Origin of the sequence: Pseudomonas sp. B21128, from assembly GCF_044218865.1 — a bacterium.
Taxonomy (GTDB): domain Bacteria; phylum Pseudomonadota; class Gammaproteobacteria; order Pseudomonadales; family Pseudomonadaceae; genus Aquipseudomonas; species Aquipseudomonas iridis.
Window position 1 is genome coordinate 4826425 of sequence record NZ_CP162590.1, and the last position, 19457, is coordinate 4845881.

20 protein-coding genes are annotated in these 19457 nt (G+C 60.9%); 6 read left to right on the forward strand and 14 right to left on the reverse strand.

The features are described from left to right. Positions 1-135: 135 nt before the first annotated feature. Positions 136-444, reverse strand: a complete 309-nt coding sequence (locus AB4P91_RS21655; RefSeq protein WP_395604991.1) for a hypothetical protein — start codon at positions 442-444, stop codon at positions 136-138. A gap of 191 nt (positions 445-635) precedes the next feature. On the opposite strand from AB4P91_RS21655, the gene AB4P91_RS21660 reads away from it, so the two are divergent. Both AB4P91_RS21660 and AB4P91_RS21665 read left to right on the forward strand, forming a co-directional pair. Next, positions 636-1319 carry a response regulator transcription factor gene (locus AB4P91_RS21660; protein WP_150595540.1) on the forward strand — a complete coding sequence of 228 codons (684 nt, stop codon included), beginning with the start codon at positions 636-638 and terminating at the stop codon, positions 1317-1319. Beyond that, positions 1297-2691 carry a HAMP domain-containing sensor histidine kinase gene (locus AB4P91_RS21665; RefSeq protein WP_150595541.1) on the forward strand — a complete coding sequence of 465 codons (1395 nt, stop codon included), beginning with the start codon at positions 1297-1299 and terminating at the stop codon, positions 2689-2691. Before AB4P91_RS21660 ends, AB4P91_RS21665 begins: the two co-directional genes overlap by 23 nt. 108 nt (positions 2692-2799) lie before the next feature. Here AB4P91_RS21665 and AB4P91_RS21670 read toward each other — a convergent pair whose 3' ends face one another. The 3 genes from AB4P91_RS21670 to AB4P91_RS21680 are packed head-to-tail and all read right to left on the reverse strand — an operon-like array spanning position 2800 to position 5050. Beyond that, positions 2800-3210: an SRPBCC family protein gene (locus AB4P91_RS21670; RefSeq protein ID WP_150595542.1), complete on the reverse strand. Its 411-nt coding sequence runs from the start codon at positions 3208-3210 to the stop codon at positions 2800-2802. 23 nt (positions 3211-3233) lie between these two features. After that, the gene (locus AB4P91_RS21675) at positions 3234-4031 is read right to left on the reverse strand and encodes an SDR family NAD(P)-dependent oxidoreductase (protein WP_150596692.1); all 798 of its coding nucleotides are present in this window, start codon (positions 4029-4031) and stop codon (positions 3234-3236) included. Beyond that, positions 4028-5050, reverse strand: coding sequence for an aldo/keto reductase (locus tag AB4P91_RS21680; protein ID WP_150595544.1), 1023 nt, complete (start codon positions 5048-5050; stop codon positions 4028-4030). Before AB4P91_RS21680 ends, AB4P91_RS21675 begins: the two co-directional genes overlap by 4 nt. Positions 5051-5162: 112 nt before the next feature. On the opposite strand from AB4P91_RS21680, the gene AB4P91_RS21685 reads away from it, so the two are divergent. Continuing rightward, positions 5163-6059, forward strand: coding sequence for a LysR substrate-binding domain-containing protein (locus AB4P91_RS21685; protein WP_395603643.1), 897 nt, complete (start codon positions 5163-5165; stop codon positions 6057-6059). 290 nt (positions 6060-6349) lie between these two features. Beyond that, positions 6350-7276, forward strand: a complete 927-nt coding sequence (locus AB4P91_RS21690; RefSeq protein ID WP_395603644.1) for a LysR substrate-binding domain-containing protein — start codon at positions 6350-6352, stop codon at positions 7274-7276. Here AB4P91_RS21690 and AB4P91_RS21695 read toward each other — a convergent pair. From AB4P91_RS21695 to AB4P91_RS21705, 3 genes are all read right to left on the reverse strand, one after another. Continuing rightward, positions 7191-7790 carry a DinB family protein gene (locus AB4P91_RS21695; protein WP_395603645.1) on the reverse strand — a complete coding sequence of 200 codons (600 nt, stop codon included), beginning with the start codon at positions 7788-7790 and terminating at the stop codon, positions 7191-7193. The genes AB4P91_RS21690 and AB4P91_RS21695 overlap by 86 nt on opposite strands. A gap of 206 nt (positions 7791-7996) precedes the next feature. Then, on the reverse strand, positions 7997-8665 hold the full coding sequence (locus AB4P91_RS21700; RefSeq protein ID WP_395603646.1) for an HAD-IA family hydrolase: 669 nt from the start codon (positions 8663-8665) through the stop codon (positions 7997-7999). A 77-nt stretch (positions 8666-8742) separates the two neighbouring features. Further along, the gene (locus AB4P91_RS21705; protein ID WP_150596697.1) at positions 8743-9156 is read right to left on the reverse strand and encodes a response regulator; all 414 of its coding nucleotides are present in this window, start codon (positions 9154-9156) and stop codon (positions 8743-8745) included. A gap of 198 nt (positions 9157-9354) precedes the next feature. Between AB4P91_RS21705 and AB4P91_RS21710 the strand changes: the two genes are divergently transcribed. Next, entirely contained in the window at positions 9355-10296 is a 942-nt protein-coding gene (locus AB4P91_RS21710; RefSeq protein ID WP_395603647.1) for a class I SAM-dependent methyltransferase, read from the forward strand. 86 nt (positions 10297-10382) lie between these two features. Here AB4P91_RS21710 and AB4P91_RS21715 read toward each other — a convergent pair whose 3' ends face one another. After that, complete coding sequence (locus tag AB4P91_RS21715; RefSeq protein ID WP_395603648.1) at positions 10383-10970, reverse strand: NAD(P)H-dependent oxidoreductase; 588 nt, start codon at positions 10968-10970, stop codon at positions 10383-10385. Positions 10971-11055: 85 nt separating this feature from the next. Between AB4P91_RS21715 and AB4P91_RS21720 the strand changes: the two genes are divergently transcribed. Continuing rightward, positions 11056-11694, forward strand: a complete 639-nt coding sequence (locus tag AB4P91_RS21720; RefSeq protein ID WP_395603649.1) for a TetR/AcrR family transcriptional regulator — start codon at positions 11056-11058, stop codon at positions 11692-11694. Between the two features lie 105 nt (positions 11695-11799). On the opposite strand, the gene AB4P91_RS21725 is transcribed toward AB4P91_RS21720, so the two are convergent. From AB4P91_RS21725 to AB4P91_RS21750, 6 genes are all read right to left on the reverse strand, one after another. Continuing rightward, entirely contained in the window at positions 11800-12486 is a 687-nt protein-coding gene (locus AB4P91_RS21725; protein ID WP_395603650.1) for a GNAT family N-acetyltransferase, read from the reverse strand. Between the two features lie 211 nt (positions 12487-12697). Next, positions 12698-13513 carry an energy transducer TonB gene (locus AB4P91_RS21730; RefSeq protein WP_395603651.1) on the reverse strand — a complete coding sequence of 272 codons (816 nt, stop codon included), beginning with the start codon at positions 13511-13513 and terminating at the stop codon, positions 12698-12700. After that, the gene (tolR, locus tag AB4P91_RS21735) at positions 13510-13956 is read right to left on the reverse strand and encodes a protein TolR (protein ID WP_395603652.1); all 447 of its coding nucleotides are present in this window, start codon (positions 13954-13956) and stop codon (positions 13510-13512) included. The genes AB4P91_RS21730 and tolR overlap by 4 nt, the downstream gene beginning before the upstream one ends. 14 nt (positions 13957-13970) lie before the next feature. Further along, entirely contained in the window at positions 13971-14681 is a 711-nt protein-coding gene (gene tolQ, locus AB4P91_RS21740) for a protein TolQ (protein WP_150595556.1), read from the reverse strand. 90 nt (positions 14682-14771) lie between these two features. Beyond that, on the reverse strand, positions 14772-16676 hold the full coding sequence (locus tag AB4P91_RS21745) for a phytase (protein ID WP_395603653.1): 1905 nt from the start codon (positions 16674-16676) through the stop codon (positions 14772-14774). 60 nt (positions 16677-16736) lie between these two features. Further along, positions 16737-19280, reverse strand: coding sequence for a TonB-dependent receptor (locus AB4P91_RS21750; RefSeq protein ID WP_395603654.1), 2544 nt, complete (start codon positions 19278-19280; stop codon positions 16737-16739). Positions 19281-19457: the final 177 nt, after the last annotated feature.

The following is a 19457-nucleotide window of genomic DNA, read 5'->3' on the forward strand; positions in this document are numbered from 1 at the left end:
CAGCGACCGTGCCAGTTGCGCGAATTTAATAAATCCTTTTATTTCAACAGGTTAGAAAATCTGAACTTCCCAGGACGTTGCAAATTGCAATAAGCCGCGGAATTCAGCGGGTTTTATGCATTGGCCAAAAGCCGATCACTTACGCTTGTAACTCTTGTTGCCACTGGGCGTAAGACAGTACACCCCGCCCCGTGGCCCGGTGCAAAACGAACCCGTGCCACAGGCGCATCCATCGTCGCTGTGCAGCAGCGTTTGCGGTCGGCTCTGGCCCTGGTTGCCGTACATCGCCGCACAGCTCTTCTTCGAGCCACTGATAGAGCCGTCGTTGCACAGAAACAGGTCGCCGTCGCAGCGATCAATTCCACCTTTCTTGCCCGAGCATGGGGTATTGGCGGCGACTGCCGAAGCGCTGAGCAAGGCCAGCAGCACAGCGATAACGGGCATCCAGCCACAGCGTTTGAACAGGCGCACGGCACCACTCCCTGTTGAGGTTATGGCTAGATGATATCGATGTTCCGAGAAATTAATCCTCGACCCCGCTCAATGGCAGCTACAACATGAAAGTTAATTTAAAGCGCCGCGGAAATTTCTTGGCAAAATGCTGCCATTCCGTTTGAACCGATCAAGGCGAGCCTATGACACGTATTTTGACCATCGAAGACGATGCCGTGACTGCCCGGGAAATCGTCGCCGAATTGAGCAGCCACGGCCTCGATGTGGATTGGGTCGACAATGGCCGCGAGGGCCTCGACCGTGCCGTGACTGGCAACTATGACCTGATCACTCTCGATCGTATGCTCCCGGAGCTCGACGGCCTGGCCATCGTCACCACCCTGCGCACGATGGGCGTCGCTACGCCGATTCTGATGATCAGCGCCCTCTCCGATGTCGACGAGCGCGTGCGCGGCTTGCGTGCCGGTGGCGATGACTACCTGACCAAACCGTTCGCCACCGACGAGATGGCAGCGCGCGTTGAAGTCCTGCTGCGCCGGCAGAACAGCGGCGCCACCCAGGCCACCACTTTGCAGGTCGCCGATTTGCAACTGGACCTCATCAGCCATGAGGCACGCCGCGCCGAACAAGTGCTGACGCTGCTGCCGACCGAGTACAAGTTGCTGGAATTCCTGATGCGCAACAGCGGCCAGATCCTCTCGCGAATGATGATTTTCGAAGAAGTCTGGGGCTATCACTTCGACCCCGGGACCAACCTGATCGATGTGCACATCGGCCGTTTGCGCAAGAAGATTGACGCGGCGGGCAATGTGCCGCTGATCCGCACGGTACGAGGCTCCGGTTATGTCATTGCCGAACCCGTCTGACGGCTGGCGTTCTTCCAGCAGCCGCTTGCTGGCGCTGTACAGCTCGCTGTTCGTGGCCTGGAGCGCGATCCTCATGGGGGTCATGTATTACGAGGTTTCCGGCTACCTCGACAACCTCGCCAAACATTCGCTGATGCAACGCCAGCACCTGTTTTCACACTTTCGCGGTGAGCAACTGGAAGACGCGCTCGCCGCCAGCATGACCTTCGATATTCGCGGCATCGATGCCTACGGCCTGTTCGACACCCAAGGCGTCTACCTCAGTGGCGCCTTGCAGCAGATCCCCGAAGGCCTGCCGCTCGATGGCAAGATTCACATGCTCGCCGAATGCGCCGACTCCGATGATCCGACCTTGCCCAGCGACAGCTGCGACGCCGTCGCGACCCAGACCCGCGACGGCCGCTGGCTGGTGTTGCTGCGCGACAACGGTTCGCTGTTCGCGGTGACGAAGATCATTTTGCATGCGTTGTTCTGGGGCGTGTCGCTGACGATTCTGCCGGGAATTGCCGGCTGGCATTTGCTGCGACGTCGGCCGTTGCGACGCATCCGGGCGATTCAGGCGAGTGCGCAGTCCATTGTGGCCGGGGACTTGACCCACCGTTTGCCGCTGTCCAATCGCCGCGATGAACTGGACATGCTTGCCGCCATCGTCAACGCCATGCTTGAGCGCATCGAGCGCTTGATGAACGAAGTCAAAGGCGTCTGCGACAACATCGCCCATGATTTGCGCACACCGCTGACCCGCTTGCGCGCGCAGCTGTATCGCATGCAACAGCAAGCCGGCGAAGGCTCGCAAGAAGCGGCGCAACTGGACCTGGTGTTGGCCGAGGCGGACACCCTGATGGCGCGGTTTCGTGGGTTGTTGCGGATTTCGGAACTGGAGGATCGTCAGCGCCGTTCCGGTTTTGTCGAGCTTGATCCGGTGTCGTTGCTGGAGGAATTGCACGAATTTTATCTGCCACTGGCCGAGGAAGGCGAGCTGCGCTTTGAACTGAACATGCCAGAGACCTTGCCACCGCTCAACGGTGATCGGGCGTTGCTGTTCGAGGCTTTGGCGAACCTGCTGAGCAATTCGATAAAATTCACGCCCCCCGGTGGCACGGTCATATTGCGCGGGGTGAATGATGCCGGGCATACGCGAATCGAAGTGCACGACTCAGGGCCAGGCATTCCAGAAGCAGAGCGTGAAGCGGTGTTCCAGCGTTTCTACCGCGCCGAGGCTGGGCAACCGCAAGGCGGGTTTGGTCTGGGGCTGTCGATTGTGGCGGCGATTGTCAGCTTGCATGGCTTCAATCTGGCGGTGGGCAGCAGTGATGTGGGCGGGGCGAAACTGGTGCTGGATTGTCGGCAGAGCCTGATTTCACAGACTTGATTATTGGGCTCACTCCTCAGGTTTTTGGGTTGCCAGCACACTCTGCGAACAGCACAAAAACCTGTGGGAGCTGGCTTGCCAGCTCCCACAGGTTTTATGTTGTGGCTATCAGGCCGGGTAGTTGGCGCGCAGCGCCTCTAGGCCGCCTTGATAGATGCCGGTGAACAGCGCCACCACTTCCTCATCACTCACGCCTTTGGCGCTGAAGCGACCCGACCAGGTGACTCGCGCGCCCTGCCCTTGGGCTTCAACCTTGATGGTCGCCAGATAATCGGTGGCCGGGAACGGTGCCTGTTCAATCGAGTAGCTGTAGGTCTTCGCAGCGTTATCGAACGCTTGCAGACGCTCGACCACCACCGCGCCATCGGCGGTTTTCAAGCTGCGCACACGCCCGCCATCGCTCAGTTCGCTGCTTGGAATAAACGGCAGCCAGTCCGGCAGCGTGTTGAAGCCGCCGATCAATTGCCAGACCTGATCGGCCGTAGCCGGAATATCGATTGTTGCTGATGCAGTTGCCATAAAAAACGTCTCTCTCAAGAAATTCAGATAGTCAGGCTGTCGACCACACCACCATCAACCCGCAGGGCGGCGCCGGTGGTGGCCGAGGACAGCGGCGAAGCGATGTACGTCACCAGATGCGCGACCTCTTCGACATCGGCCACGCGCTGGATGATCGAGGTCGGACGAGCCTTGCGCACAAAGGCGTCGGCTTCATCGCGCAGGCTGCGACCGGATTCGGCGGCGGCATCCTTGAGCATCTCCTCCAGGCCATCGGTGAAGGTCGGCCCCGGCAGGATCGCATTGACCGTCACGCCGGTGCCAGCCAGACGTTTGGCCAAGCCGTGGGACACCGCCAGATTGGCGCTTTTGGTCACCCCATAGTTGATCATGTCGGCCGGCGTCGCCACCCCGGATTCCGAAGACAGGAAGATCACCCGCCCCCAGCCCTGCTCGACCATCGCCGGCACATAATGCCGCGCCAGGCGCACGCCGGAGATGACGTTGACTTCATAGAAACGCGTCCACTCGCTGTCCGGTGCATCGAAGAAATCGACGTCATTGAAGATGCCGAGGTTGTTCACCAGAATGTCGGCTTTCGGTTCCGCAGCGAAGAGTTTTTCTGCGCCTTGCGCCGTGCCCAGATCCGCCGTCAGACCGCGCAATTGTGCGCCCGGCACTTTCTGGCGAATACTCGCCAGCGCCTGTTCGACCTTGGCCGCGTCGCGGCCGATCACCACCACCGTGGCGCCGGATTCGGCCAGCGACAGGCTGATGCCCAAGCCAATGCCTGCGGTGCTGCCGCTGACAATTGCCAGTTTCCCGCTCAGATCAATCTTCATGCTTTCACCTCATCGATTGGCAATGGTGCACGTTCGGACACCAGTTTCGCTTCACGCATGGCCTGCCAAAACCCCGCAGGAATGACCGCTGACAGTGCCGCGACATCTTCAGCAATTCGCCCCGGTTTGCTCGCCCCGGGAATCACTGCGGCGACCGCTGGATTGGCCAGGGAAAATTGCAGGGCCGCGGCTTTCACATCAACGTTATAAGCGGCCGCAATGCGTTTGATCTGTTCCACTTTGGCCATGACTTCAGGGCTGGCCTTCTGGTATTCGAAGTGTGCGCCACCCGCGAGAATGCCCGAGCTGTAAGGGCCGCCGACGACGATTTCGACGTTTTGCGCCAGTGCCGAATCCATCAGGCGTTGCAGCGGCCGTTCGTGGTCGAGCAGCGTGTAGCGGCCGGCCAACAGGAAGCCATCCGGCTGCGCTTCGGTCAGGTCCAGCGTCAGTTCACACGGCTCCACCTTGTTCACGCCCAGCCCCCAGCCCTTGATCACGCCTTCTTCGCGCAAACGGGTCAGCACTTTGAAAGCGCCGGTGCGGGCCTGATTGAAGTATTCCAGCCATTGATCGCCGTAGAAGTCTTGAGCGATGTCGTGGACCCAGACGATGTCGAGGCGATCGGTTTGCAGACGTTTGAGGCTGTCTTCAATCGAGCGCAGGGTCGCGTCGGCGCTGTAGTCGTTGACGATTTTGTTCGGGCGACCGTGTTCGAACACCCCGCTTTTCTCGCCCAGATCACGGGCGGCAGCGTCTTCGATTTCATCGAGAATCACCCGGCCGACCTTGCTGCTGAGCACATAGTCATCGCGGTTGTACTGCTTGAGTGCTTCACCCAGACGAATCTCCGACAGACCCGAGCCGTAAAATGGCGCGGTGTCGAAGTAACGCACGCCGGCCTCCCATGCGGCATGCACGGTGGCTTGCGCTTCTTCTTCGGGGATGGCGCGGAACATGTTGCCCAGTGGTGCGGTGCCGAAGCCCAGTTGGCCGGGCAGTTTGTCTTTCAAGCTCATTGGTTTGTCCTCATTCGTTCGTGGTCTGCGTGACCGTTGAGCAAATCCTAGATTGCGATGACGAGACCGTCCAAGACATAATGCGCAGCACTTGAGTCCCCAGAGGTCTGACATGATCGACATTCGCCAATTGCGCTACTTCGTCGCCGTCGCCGAGGAAGAACACGTCGGCCGCGCTGCGGAACGCCTGCATATTTCCCAATCGCCACTGAGCCGACAAATCGCCCAGCTCGAAGAACGCCTCGGCCTGACACTGTTTGAGCGCAGTCAGCAGCGCATTCGCCTGACCCGCGATGGCCAGACTTTTCTCGCTGAGACCCGCGCCCTGCTGACTCATGCCAATCGCCTCGAATCCCTCGGCAAGCGTCTGGGCCGTGGCGAAGAAGGCGGCTTGTGCATCGGCTACATCGAGAACGCCATGCACGCCGGCGTCCTGCCCAACGCCTTGCGCGTGCTGCGGGTCGATCGGCCCAATGTGCATGTCGCGCTGTACAACTTGAGCTCCGCCGAGCAACTGGAAGGCCTGCGTCAGCGTAGTCTTGATATTGCCTTGGTGAGTGAGCCGCCGACCGATGACGATCCGGATCTGCTCGGCTTTCAAGTGCTGGATGATCCGATGCTGCTGGCATTGCCGGAGCAGCATCCGCTGGCCCAAAAAGCTTTGCTGAATCCGCAGGATCTGGCCGATCAGGAATGGATCGGCGTGCAGCCGCGCCAGGGTGCAAGCGACGAGTTTGTCAGCGCGTGCATCCGCGCAGGCTTCACCCCGGATGTGCGCATGCAGGCCACCGAACCGTTTACCGCGCTGGGGCTGGTGGCGTCGGGGCTGGGGATCGCGATGATTCAGAAGGGGCTGAGCCACAACGCGCCACCGGGTGTGGTGCTGCGCGAAGTACCGTGGCTGGCGTTTACCACACCGCTGTGGGCGGCTTGGCACCGGATCAATTTGCGACCGTTGGTGGAGACGTTTCGCAAAGTCCTGACTGACTCCAACAGCCTTGGCAACTGACCATCCGCAGCCCCTCACCCTAGCCCTCTCCCAAGGGAGAGGGGACTGACCGCGTTGTGCGGCATAAAACGCCGACCTGAAAGATGCAGCCGACTATGGATTCAAAGCCAATTTCCTAGGTCGACGCACCTCTTCAGCATTCCCGAATCAGTCCCCTCTCCCTCTGGGAGAGGGTTAGGGTGAGGGACAAATCCAGAGCCAGACACCGATCCACAACCCGCTCAATAACCAGCGCTTGCAGACATTGCTGCTTTAATGAGAAGACTCCGCCCCCAAACGAGCCTTCCAGCATGAACCGCAACGACCTGCGTCGCGTCGACATGAACCTGCTGGTGATTTTCGAAACCCTGATGTTCGAAAAGAACCTGACCCGCGCCGGGGAGAAACTGTTCCTCGGCCAACCGGCGGTCAGCGCTTCCCTCGCTCGCCTGCGTGATCTGTTCGACGATCCGCTGCTGGTGCGCAACGGCCGCACCCTCGAGCCGACCCAACGCGCACTGGCAATCCTCAAGGAACTGCAGCCGGCGATGGACACCATCTCGGGTGCGGTCAGCCGGGCCAAGGACTTCGACCCGTTGGCCAGCCGCGATGTGTTCCGCATCGGTCTTTCCGACGACGCCGAGTTCGGCCTGCTGCCGCCGCTGCTCCAGCAACTGCGCGAAGAAGCCCCCAATGTCGTGGTGGTAATCCGCCGGGTGAATTTTCTGCTGATGTCATCAATGCTCGCCACCGGCGAAATTTCCGTGGGGGTGAGTTACACCACCGAGCTGCCGGCCAACGCCAAACGGAAAAAACTGCGCGACCTGCGTTGCAAGATTCTGCGCGCCGACGACCGCCCCGGCGCGCTGACCCTGGACGATTATTGTGAGCGCCCCCACGCGCTGGTGTCATTTTCAGGGGATTTGGGCGGAGCGATCGACAACGATCTGGCGCGAGTCAATCGCTGCCGTCGCGTGGTGCTGGCGGTGCCGCAGTTCGCCGGGTTGCGGGCGATTCTGGCCGGCACCGAAATGCTCGCCACGGTGCCGGATTTCGCCGCGTGCGCGTTGGTCGAAGGCAGCAATGGTTTGCGCGCCGACGACCCACCGTTCGACATCGTGCCCTCGGAGCTGTCGATGGTCTGGAACGGGGTTAACGACAACGACCCGGCGGAGCGCTGGCTGCGTTCGTTGATTGCCCGACATATGTCGGCTCCGCTGCCGCTGCAGGCGCAATAAGTGCATTGAAAAGAGGATCAACCTCACGCAGATACACCGGCAGGTCGGTCATCGGTGGCATCTGTGGAATCTCGAAAAACATCTGGATCACCCAGCCCCGGTGATAGCTGTTGTGGGTGATCACATGCAGCAAAATCGCCCCGGCGTTCATGGTGCCGCCATCGCCGGAGACAAATTTGAAGTCGATCTCGCGACTCAGCGACGCCTCGGTCTGCTGCGCGCTCCAGGTGCGGTACCAACTGTCGACTTCCTGCTGGGCCTGGCGCAATTCCCCGAGGTCAGCGTGCACCAGATCGTGGGAAGACTGGAAACCATGCTCCCGACCTTCGAGATGCGCCTGCCAGATGCGATCAACCACGTAGATGTGGTTCAGGGTGCCGATCATGTTCGTGAAGATGGTTTTGCGTTCCCGGGTGGTTTCCCCCGGCGGCAATGCTTCGAGGCTGTCAAACAAGCGTCGGTTGGCCCAGGTTTTGTAATCGGCGAACAGATGGGCAGTGGCCAGGTTGATCATCGCGAGTACCCCATAAGCGCAAAAAAAAGGCTCCGCCTAGGATAGTCCGAGTTTGCCGCACTGGCGTGGCGGCTGATCACCGGTCGAACAGCACACCCGATTCTGTGGGAGCTGGCTTGCCAGCGATGAGGCCCGCCGAGCTTGTACGTTAATTGCCTGAGCTTCTGCCATCGCTGGCAGGCCAACTCCCACACGTTTGTGGGGTGTCAGGTTTTTTGCAGTCGAAGTTGGCCGTCGCTGTCGACGCTGACACTGATTGCGTCGTAACTGGCCAGGGTCGCGTGCGAAGTTTCAAGCGGGTGCTGATGCGTTGTGGTGATGATCATCAGCGGCGCACCGGCGGCTTCGGCGGCCTGGATGCCGACGGTCGCGTCTTCGAAAATCAGGCAGTCGCCGGACTCGATTCCCAAGCGATTAGCCGCCAGCAGGTAACCGGCGGGGTCGGGCTTGCCGGCCTGTACATCCTCGGCGGTGATCAACAAGGCAGGCGCGTCGATGCCAGCCGCTGCCATCCGGCGCAAGGCCAGATCCCGCGGGGCCGACGTCACCATCGCCCAGCGTTCGGCGGGCAGGCTATTAAGAAACGCCCTTGCGCCGGGAATCTCGACAACACCTTCAACGTCTTCGAATTCCGCTTGCGCGATGAACGCCGCTTGCGCCTCGGCGTCCACACCCGGCAGGCTCAGACGCCGGATGGTGTCGATGGCACGTGCGCCATGGATGGTCGGCAAAAACGTCGTGACGTCCACGCCATGACGCTCCGCCCACGCTGCCCAGACACGCTCGGCAGCGGCGATCGAATTGAGGACGGTGCCGTCCATGTCGAAGAGGAACGCGCCGAACGCGCGGTCGAAAACAGAATCGTGAGCAGACAAAAGGATCGCATCCTCTGGCAAGGGCTGGCAGGTTGGCCGGGCAATGTAGCACTTGCCTGGCCGTTGCACCCAGCCTGTCAATGCAACTGCGGCGCCTTCGGCTTCAACGCGCTGCCCACACAGTCCAGTAACTGACCGATGGCCCAAGGCTTTTTGATGAATTCCACCTCGCGCTTGACTCCGGACGACTCCGGCGTTTCATAGCCAGACATCACCATGACCGGTTTTTCTGGCCAGCGTTCGCCGACCAGATTGGCCAGATCCGCACCATTCATGGTGCCGGGCATGGTGATATCGGTCAGCAATAACGCCACTTGCTGCGCATGCTGCTCCAGATAGATCGATGCCGCATCGGCACTGGTATACGGCTCGACCTTGAAACCTTCCTCCTGAAGAATTTCGCAAAGAAACTCCAGAATCAACGGATCATCCTCAACCACCAGAATCAATCCGTCAGGAAGGTGCGTGTCCGCCATCGGTGTTGGGCACATGGAACTGCACTCCCTGAATTGCATTAACGATTTAGCGGTTTAAATCCGCTGCTAACTGGTATGAGCAGCGGCTTTTGCAGAAATTCATTTTTGATACAGGTCTTTTCCAAAAGCTCTTGCCGGTATGCCCGCGACAACCGTTCGCGGTGGCGTGATTGTGGTTAAAATGCCCACCCTTTTGCTTGCCGACCGTGACCGATGAACCCTGAAGCCCTCGCCACCCTCCACGCCCATTTGCTGCCCGCACTCGCGGCGGCGCCGAGCGAAACCCGTCGTCTGTTCCACGGGCGCGGGCGTTGCTGGCCGGGACTGGAACAGCTGACCGTGGACTGGTTGCAAGGCGTAGTGCTGGTATCGCTGTTCAAAGAGCCTGCGCCCGAGCAGCTTGACGACCTCAAGCGTTTGCTGACAGGCATCAGCGGTTCAACCGAGTGGCAGCAATCCGGCGCGCATACCCTGTTGATCCAGCATCGTTACCTGCCACAAAGTACTGCCGAATGGTTGCTGGGGGATGAGATCGACGAAATGACCATCGTCGAGGGCGGCCTGCAATACCGCGTTGATCTTGGCCGCAAGCAAAACGCCGGGCTGTTTCTGGACATGCGTTACGGGCGCGATTGGGTGCGCGAGCAGGCCAACGGCAAACGCGTGTTGAACCTGTTCGCCTACACCTGCGGCTTTTCCGTGGCGGCCATCGAAGGCGGCGCCAGCCATGTGGTCAATCTGGACATGTCCCGCGCGGCCTTGAGCCGCGGCCGCGACAACCATCGGTTGAACGGGCATGACCTGAGCAAAGTGACTTTCCTGGGCCACGATCTGTTCAAGTCCTGGGGCAAGGTAATCAACAGCGGCCCGTACGACCTGGTGATCATCGACCCGCCATCGTTCCAGAAAGGCAGTTTCCTGCTGACCAAGGATTACCAGCGCGTGCTGCGCCGCCTGCCGGAACTGCTGACCGCGCAGGGCACTGTGCTGGCGTGTATGAATGATCCGGCATTCGGCTCGGACTTTTTGATCGACGGGGTGACGCAGGAGGCGCCGAGTTTACGCTTCGAGCAGCGCCTGGAGAACCCACCGGAGTTTCCGGACATCGACGCTGAAAGCGGCCTCAAAGCCCTGATCTTCAAACACATCCACTGACACACCACAAATCCCCTGTAGGAGCTGCCGAAGGCTGCGATCTTTTGATATTGAAGATCGCAGCCTGCGGCAGCTCCTACACGGGGTTACGTGTGCATTTGGCTGCCGAGTTCGCGGGCTACTTCCAACGGCTGCTTGGGATCACGCAACTCAGACTCCGGCAACAACGTCGAACTCAGCACTGTCGCGCCGCTGTAATCGAAGATTCCGTGTTCGATCTGCGCCTTCATCGCCGCGCCGTAACCATGGCGCTCATAAGTGCGCGCATCCGCCCCGGCGAGCTGAACCAGATGCACGCGCATGCGCTGCAGCAGCTTCACATGCTTTAGATCGCCACTGAAATCGAATGCCCAGCCGTTGCTGAACACTCGGTCGATCCACCCTTTGAGCAGGGCCGGCATCGACCACCAGTACACCGGGTACACCAGCACCAAGGTGTCGGCGCGATCGATACGGGCCTGTTCCGCCAGAACATCAGCGGGCGGCCTGGCCTCGCGGTGATGCACGGCGAAATCCGCTGCGCCGAAGCGTGGTTCAAACCCTTCGGCATAGAGATCGGCGATTTCAAAGGTGCTCTGCGGATCAGCCAGCGTCAGACCTTCGGCAATCTGTGTCGCCACGCCATGAGTCAATGAACGAGGATCGTGATGAGCGACAACGATCAATGTGTGCATGGGAAATCTCCAATTGGTGATTGTTGACCAAGGCTTATATACTCTTGGTAAGTTACGCTCCTTAAGTTACGTTTGGTATATAGCCATGTCAACCGCAGAAATTCCCGAGCCCGATTCCCCCGCCCAACCACGCCGACGCCTGTCCCGCGAAGACCGTCTGCGCCAGTTGCTCGACGTCGCCTGGCAGATCATTCGCGCCGAAGGCACCGACGCCCTCACCCTCGGCTATCTCGCCGAGCAGGCCGGTGTCACCAAACCCGTTGTCTATGACCACTTCGTCACCCGCGCAGGTTTGCTCGCTGCGTTGTATCGGGATTTCGATACCCGGCAGACGCTGGTCATGGACGCCGCCATCGCCGATTGCGAACCGACATTGACTGGCACCGCAACGGTGATCGCCACGGCGTACGTCGATTGCGTTCTGCTGCAAGGCAAGGAGATTCCCGGGGTGATTGCTGCACTGGCCAGCACACCGGAACTGGAGAGGATCAAGCGAGAGTATGAGGCGATCTTCCTGGAAAAATGTCGCAGCGTCCTGACGCTTCATGCCAAAGACGGGCAAATCACCCAAGCCGGTTTACGCGCAATGCTTGGCGCCGCTGAAGCGCTGTCCAACGCAGCCGCCAATGGCGAAATCAGCGCTGAACAGGCGAGTGACGAACTGTATGCAACCATCATGGCGATGGTCGAACGAGCCGTCGCGCGAGGGACCAGTGGTACTTGAGAGCGCCCGCGCAGGTTCCCGTGATGGAATTACGCAGCGGCTTTGTTCAACCAGGGGTGTGCAGGCGTGAGTGCTCTGAACCCGGCCTGGCATGCCGATGACTGATCAATGCACGGTCAGGCGCTGACGGACAAATTCTTCGGTATGACGCGTGGTCTGGTCCAAATGCCGATCACGTTGCTTCTCGGCGTCGAGCATGGCGCGCTTGCTGTTCTTGTTCAGCAGATAAGTATGAATCTGCTGCACCTCCAGCGAACGGTAGATGGGCGTGGTGTCGATATATCCGCGCAGGCCGTTGCTGCGGTAATGCCGTGTACTCATCAGCACCTGCGTCTCGCGTTGGCCGATCACTTCAAAGCCCAGCGCCTCGAAATACGGAACCTTGCCGACGGTGCATGCCAGTTCGGCGTGGGGATAGCGCCCGACCATCTCGCCGATCATCGCCCGCGCCACACCCTGGCGCCGACGCCCTTCACGCACCGCCATGTAGGCGACGCTGCACGCCTCCCAGTCGCCCTGCACCGGCAGGTACAACAGGAAGCCGATCACCTGCTCCGGATCTTCCTCATCGGTTGCCACCAGCAGCTCCACCTCAGTGCCCTTCTCGCCATTCAACGCTTCCAGATACAGATGCATTTCGTAGCCGACCGCGTACTGATAGACGTTGTACAGCAGGTTGCTCGGGCCGAGGCCGACCGCGCTGATGTCGGTCAGGTAGTCAACGACCATCTGCAGAATCTGGCTGTTGACGGCCTCGGGGCAAGGGGTTTTGTAGTGGGTGATGCGGTGCATGGCGGCTGAACTCCGACGGAAAACCGCGACATCATACCTTGTGCGTAGGGCCAGCCTGCATTTGTGCTGCCTGAACCTGCCCCTTCGCGAGCAAACTCGCTCCCACAAGGGAACGCGTTCAGCCGGACAATCAAGATCCAGCGGTGGGAGCGAGCTTGCTCGCGAAGGGGCCAAAGTGTTCAGCCTCAATCCAGCGGGTAAATCACCCGGCTCACTTGATCCGGTAATGAAAGGTATTGCGCACCGCTGGCACCGACACCGCGACACCCTCGACGAACCGCGGCTGATAGCGGAAGGTCTGCGCTGCCGCCAATGACGGGCGGATGAACAGTGGATGGCAGCCGTCCAGCACCTTGGGATGCTCGACCCGGCCTTGCGGGTTGACCGTGTATTCCACGGAGCAATCACCCTCGATATTTTTGTCCAGCGCCCGCTCCGGATACTCCGGCGCCTCTTTGCTCAGCGGTAAATACTGGCGGCTGTCGGCGAGTGCCTGCTGGCGTGCGCGTTCGGCCTGTTGTGCCTGTTGTGCCTGTTGCAGGGCCTGATTCGCCTGTTGCTGTGCGGCTTGCTGTTGCGCAAGGCGTTGCTGCGCGGCGGCGTCTGCACGCTTGCGCGCCTCGGTTTGCTGGCGCTGTTGCTCAGCCTGTTGCTCGCGTTTGCGCGCCTCCACTCGCTTGCGTGCGAGTGCCGCCTGTTCGACTTTTGGCGCCTGAGGTTTCGGCTCGGCCAGCGGTTTCAGCGCTTCGACCGGCGGTGCGACAACCGGCTCGGCAATCGCCGCCGGCGTCGGTTCAGGCGCTGGCGCTGGCGGCTGGATCGCGGGCGCGACCATCACCAGTTGCGTGGTCAATACCCGTGGGGGCGTGACCTCGGGTGCCGACGGCGACCAGGTGTTGATCAACAGCGCCAGCACCCCGGCATGCAACGCCAGCGCCAGCGTCGCCCCGAGGCTGTGTTGCCAGAAGTCGTGGTACGGCTTCGGCGCTGCAAGGGGTGCAGGATTGTGCATGATCATCGCCGTCATTGCGGGGCCTCGGTCACCAGCCCGAGATTGCTGACACCGCCCTGCTGCAACGCGGCCATGGCGGCAACGACGCTGCCATAACCGGCGTCCTTGTCGGCGCGGATATACACCTGCGTGTCCGGGCGTTGCGCGACAATCTGCTCGATCTTGGCGCGCATTTCCTCGAGCGCCACAGCACTGTCGGTCTGATGCTGCGTATCAAGCTCGCCGCCCAGATTCCAGAAGTAGCCGCCGCCGGTCTTCACCGACAGCGTCAGAATCTGCTGGTGGGTGTCGGTGGCCAAGGCTTCGCTGGCGATCTTCGGCAGCTCGACTTTCACCCCTTGGGTCAGCATCGGCGCGGTCACCATGAAAATCACCAGCAGCACCAACATCACATCGATGTAAGGCACCACGTTCATTTCAGCCTTGGGCCCATGCTTGCGTTGTGGCCTGACTAGCATCGTGGTTCTCCTGTTCAGGCCGCAGCGGCGAGGTTCATCGGCGTGCCGTGCAACTGGCGATGCAGCCGCACTTGCAGCTCGTTGCCGAAGGCGTAGTAACGCGTCAGCAGCATCTGGCTCCGCGCTGCAAAGCGGTTGTAGGCGATGACTGCCGGGATCGCCGCAAACAGGCCGATGGCCGTGGCAATCAGTGCTTCGGCGATGCCCGGGGCGACAGTCGACAGTGTCGCCTGCTGCACCTGAGACAAGCCGAGGAACGAATTCATGATCCCCCACACAGTGCCGAACAAACCGATGTAAGGGCTGACCGAACCGACGGTGGCAAGAAACTGCAAACCCTTTTCCAGTTGCAGCTCCTGTTCGCTGATGGCGACATGCAGCGCCCGCTCGACACCTTCCTGCACCGCGTCGGCCTGGCTGCCGGGGTGCTGATTGAGATGCCGAAACTCGGCGAATCCGGCGTTGAAGATCGGTTCGATACCGGCCTCGGGCTCTTGCACCTGGGCGGTTTCGCGGTACAGCGGCAACAGCTCGGGCGCCAGGCGAAAGCGCTGGATAAAACCGTTCAACTGGCGGTCGCGCCGTTGCAGCACGCGGCTGCGCTGGATGATCAAGTACCAACTGAGCACCGATGCCAGCAACAGGGTCAGCATCACGGCTTTGACCAACAGGCTGGCGTCGCTGATCAGCCCCCAGATTGTCATGTGTTCGAGCGTGGCCTGCATGGTGAAACTCCTTGTGGGCAATGGCCGGCGCTGCCGAGGCAACGACCGTGCCGCTATTCGATGAAAAAGTGATGACCGATTGATGACGGTTCAGGGCAACTTCAGGGCTTTGGTCACCTCGGCCCACGGCACGAACTTGAAGTTCTGGCTTTGCTCGGGCATGCGTTTGCGGCCGTCCTGCACCACCAACAGGCCTTGGCTCCAGGGCCCGCCGAGGTTGACTGAGGTCACCTCCAGGCCATCGGTTTCCGACGCCCCGTCAATCCCCGCCGCCGCGTTGAGCCCGACCCGAAATGCGCCGTGAACGGCAAATGGCGGCTCGGCGTCCAGCACCAGATAACTGTCATTGCCTTGGCTGGACACCACCAGATAGTCCCGCGCCTGGCTCTGATAGAGCGCCAACCCCTCGACGTCGGCGTGCAACGGCCCACCCACCTTGATCACGCTGGTGAGGGTCGCCGGCTGCTCGGCGCGGGCGTCCACGGTCCAGACCCCGACGTCTTCTTCGCCGATGAACAGACGCTGACGCTGATCGTCGGCGACGCAACCCTCGGGCTGGCTGTCGACCTTGAAGCGGCGCACCAACTCGCCCTGCACCGTGCCGTTCGGGGCGCCGAGGCGGTATTGCAGAAAGGTGCCGTCCTTGTCGTTGGCAATGGCGTAAATCTCGCCGCTGGCCGGCTGAAAGAGGCACAGGCCATAGATGTCTTTCAACGGCGTCGGCACTTCGCCAATGTCGCGCAACTCGCCGCTGTTGCGGTCGATGGCGAACAGGCTAAGGCTGTTGTGATCGCGATGGCTGGCCACCGCCAGGTCGACCGTCTGCGCGCCCAGTTTGAAGTTGGGCCGCACATCGACGTTGTTCAGGCGACCGACTGGCAACTCCTGCACCTGTTTGCCTTGCAGGTCATACACCATCAGGCCCTGTTTTTTATTGGTGCCGAGCACTCGGCTGAGGGATGGCTGCTGCGGATGCACCCAGATCGCCGGGTCGTCCGCGGCATCACCCTGCCGGGCGACCGGATCGCTCTGCGCTTGTGCCGCGATATTTGGCAGCTTCGGCGGCAACGCCACCGGCGTGGCTTGCCAGTCGAGATGGCCCTGGTAGACGCGGCCATTGTCATCGTCGCGGATCACCACTTGCAGGCCTTTTGCGGTTTGGCGCACGGCCAGATTTTCCGGCTCTTTCAAATCTGCCAATGGCAACGTCGCTTGCGCCGTCCAGCCCTCGCCCTGTTGCTGGTAGAGGTGCAACTGCGCCGCTTTCGGATCGAGCACGATGACGCCGCCAGGCACCAGCGCCATGGCACCGGCCTCGCCTTTGATCTGACCGAATGGCTCGCGCAGCGCCACCGGCGAGCGTTTGACCTCGGCTTCGGCAGCCGCCGGGTAAGCCCACCAGCCGACGTTTTCTTCGTTGACCACTAACTGCTCGGCGGCATCGTCGACCTGGCAAAACTGCGCCGATGGCGGCAGTGGCAAACCCCGCACCCGTTGCGCCTGGGCATTGAGCGTGACGCCGTTGCCCACCAGCCATTGTTCACCCTTGCCCTCTTCACCAACCAGAAACACAAACAGGTTAGCGGCGCTGTCGCGGTACAGGCACACGCCGTTTACCGCGAAGTCTCGCGTCGGCAGATACAGCGGCGCACCCCACTGCCGCTGCGCCGGATCGAGGCCGACCACCAGCGCTCGCTGACTGGCGTTGTCCAGGCTGGCAACCCACACGTGACGCTCGTCAGCGCGGCTGTCGAGCCCGCTGAAGGAACCGGGAAAACGCGCCAGCTCCGTGCCCTGGCCATCAAGCAGCAGCAAGCCTTCGGCAGCACTGACGCCAAGGCGCGCTTCACCGGGCAAAAAACCCAGCGCTTCAAATTTCAACTTGGGCGCCCAAGGCGTGAGCGACAGGCTCGGCGTGGCGGCCAGCGTCTGGCTAGAGGTCAGGGCGATCAGGGCGCCGAGCAGCCAGTGTTTGTGTCGCAAAGAAATACTCATGAACCGGCAGAATCCTTGTCGTGCGTGGATCGACGGCGGCACCCGGCCGCCCTCCGAGGCTTAAAAATGGGTGAAGGTCAGGCCGAGTTTGTAGGTCGGGCCGTATTCTTCGTATTGGCCGTTGTAGGCGCGGTGGCCGGTGTAGACGAAGTACGACTCGTCGGTGAGGTTTTGCGCCTCGAAGCTCAGTTGCAGGTTTTTCGTCAGCGAGTAACGCGCGCTGAAATCGACGAAGGTCTGCGCATCGACGTGCAGGTCGTGGGCCTTGTCGCTGATCGAAGCCAGTTCGTAGAGGTAGTCGGATTTGTAGTTGGCCGACAGACGCAGGCTGACCTTGTCGTTTTCCCAGCCGAGCATCAGGTTGCCGACCGTGTCGGACTGGCTGGGCAGATCGATGCTGCGTTTGCGGTTAGTGCCCGTGGCGGCATCGAAGCCTTTTATTTCGGCGTCGGAGCGACTGAACGTGGTGTTCGCCCCCAGCAACAGACCGTTCCACGGTGCCGGCAACCAGTCGAATTTTTGCGAGTACGCCAGCTCCAGACCGTAGAGTTTGGCGCTGTCGCCGTTGGCAAAAGTGTGCGCTTCGGAGAAGTCGGTCCAGGCACCCGTGCCGGCCACGTCGGTGTTGTAGACGAAGTTCTGGATGTCTTTGTAGAACACAAACGCCGACACCGTGCCGGCATGGCCCATGAAGTGCTCGATCCCGAGGTCGAGGTTGCTCGACTCCAGTGGTTTCAGCTCGGGGTTGCCGAACGTCGCCTCATCACCGTCGATGACAAACCCCGGCGCCAGTTGGCCGAAAGTCGGACGCACCACGGACTTGGTCCACGCCGCACGCACCTGGGTGTTTTTGTCCAGCTGATAGCGCGCATGCAGGCCCGGCAGCCAGTGGTGATAACTGCGTTTGGTCTCGGTGGGCTCGAAGTCGCCGTCGGTAGCGCCGGTACCTTTGGCTTCGAACTCGGTGCCCTCGTAACGCAGGCCGGCAATGAAACGCCAGTCGTCGATATCGACGGTGTTCATCAGGTAACCGGCGTTGATGTCCTCGCTCATCTTGAAGTCGTTGACGGTGGATTCGACCGGGTCATAGAAGTCGTCGCGGTTCAGCCCGCCGATCAGGTTCTTGATCGCACTGCCACTGATACCCGGACCGAACCGGCCCAGTCGATAATCCACCGAGCCCCTGGCGAAGCGGCTCAGGTTGAGTTGATCGTCGCTGAAACCGAGGTCGTCGAAATCTTCATAAGCCCAGGCATCGAGGTCGTTGCCCTTGTTGCGGCGGCTGACTTTGCCGCCGAACTTGACCTGCGACGCGTAGCCGCTCAAGTCATAGTCACGGGCCAGATCCAGACGCAGGTTTTTCTCGGTGTCCTGGGTGTTCTGCTGTTCCCAGTCGACCTTGTCGAGGCTGAAGTTATTGGCGTCGTAGAAGCCCTGGCCGATGATCGGCCGCGGCTGGTCGTTGCTGTAAAAACCGCTGTCGGCGAAATCGTCGTTGCCAGCGAACTGCGCGTTGGCGATGTGCCCGGGACTGTCTTCGCTGGAGCGGCTGTAACCGGCCTGACCGCTGAGCGTCCACAGGCCGATCATGCGTTCGCCACCGAACACGTACGACTGGATTTCCTGGGTTTCTTCGCGCTGCTTGAGTTTGCGTTTGCCTTCAGCGTCGCCCAATACGCCACCGGCCTGTGGGTCGGCAAACTCGATGCTGGTGGCGTTGCGCGTTTCGCTGTCCTTGTAACGGCTGTAGAGGGTGCGCAGGTAATAGCTGCTGAGGTCGTCGGGTTTGTAATCGAAATTCAGACCGCCGCCCGTGCGTTCGCGACGGATGTCATAGTCACGCTGTTCGAACTCTTCCAGTTGCGCGCCACGGGCGAAATCCCAGGCGCCGCCGGTTTCGACGTTGTCCGAACCGAAATCTCGCTTCTGCCAACTCAACGCGGCCGCGACACCGAAGTTGTCGATGCCGTCGCCCAGGCTGAACCGATCGCTGACCGCACCGGAGAACTTGGGACTGGTCTGATGGGAGTTCTTGTCGTAACTGGCCTCGGTGCCGCCGGTGTAGAACAGCCCTTTGTGATCGAACGCCGACAGGCTTTTGACATCGACCGTACCGCCCAGCGAGTTGGCGTCCATGTCCGGTGTCAGGGTCTTGATGACCGACAGCGACTGCACCAGCTCCGAAGGCAACACGTCGAGGGCCACGGCGCGGCGTTCGCTTTCCGGCGAAGGCACCAGCGTGCCGTTGATGGTCACGCTGTTCAGATCCGGCCCCAGGCCGCGCACGCTGACAAAACGCCCTTCGCCCTGATCGCGTTCGACGCTGATACCCGGCAGGCGCTGCGCCGCTTCGGCGACGTTTTCATCGGGCAACTGCGCCATGCCGTCGGCGTGTACCACGCTTTTGATGCTGTCGGAACGACGCTGCTCCTTGAGCGCCGAGTCGATGCTCGCCGCCTGACCAACCACTTCAACGTGTTCAACATTGGCACTGGCATCGGCCGCGTGCAGTTGCGCGCTGGCCATCGCCATGGCCAAAGCGGTCAGGGTGAAACTGAAGAGCCCGACGGTGCCGCTGCGCGGATCACTGCTGCGCTGGTACATGTGTGTCCTCCCCCAAAGAATCCGGTCAGGCCAGGCAAGTGGCCCGGCAACTGGAAGGGCAAGCTAGGGCTGACGCATGACGCTTCTGTGACAGGGTTGACGGCGAACCGTGTAAACCGGGCATTCGCTGCGGTTTGTCTGTGCAAATGAGCTGAAATGACCTGTCCCACCCACCAC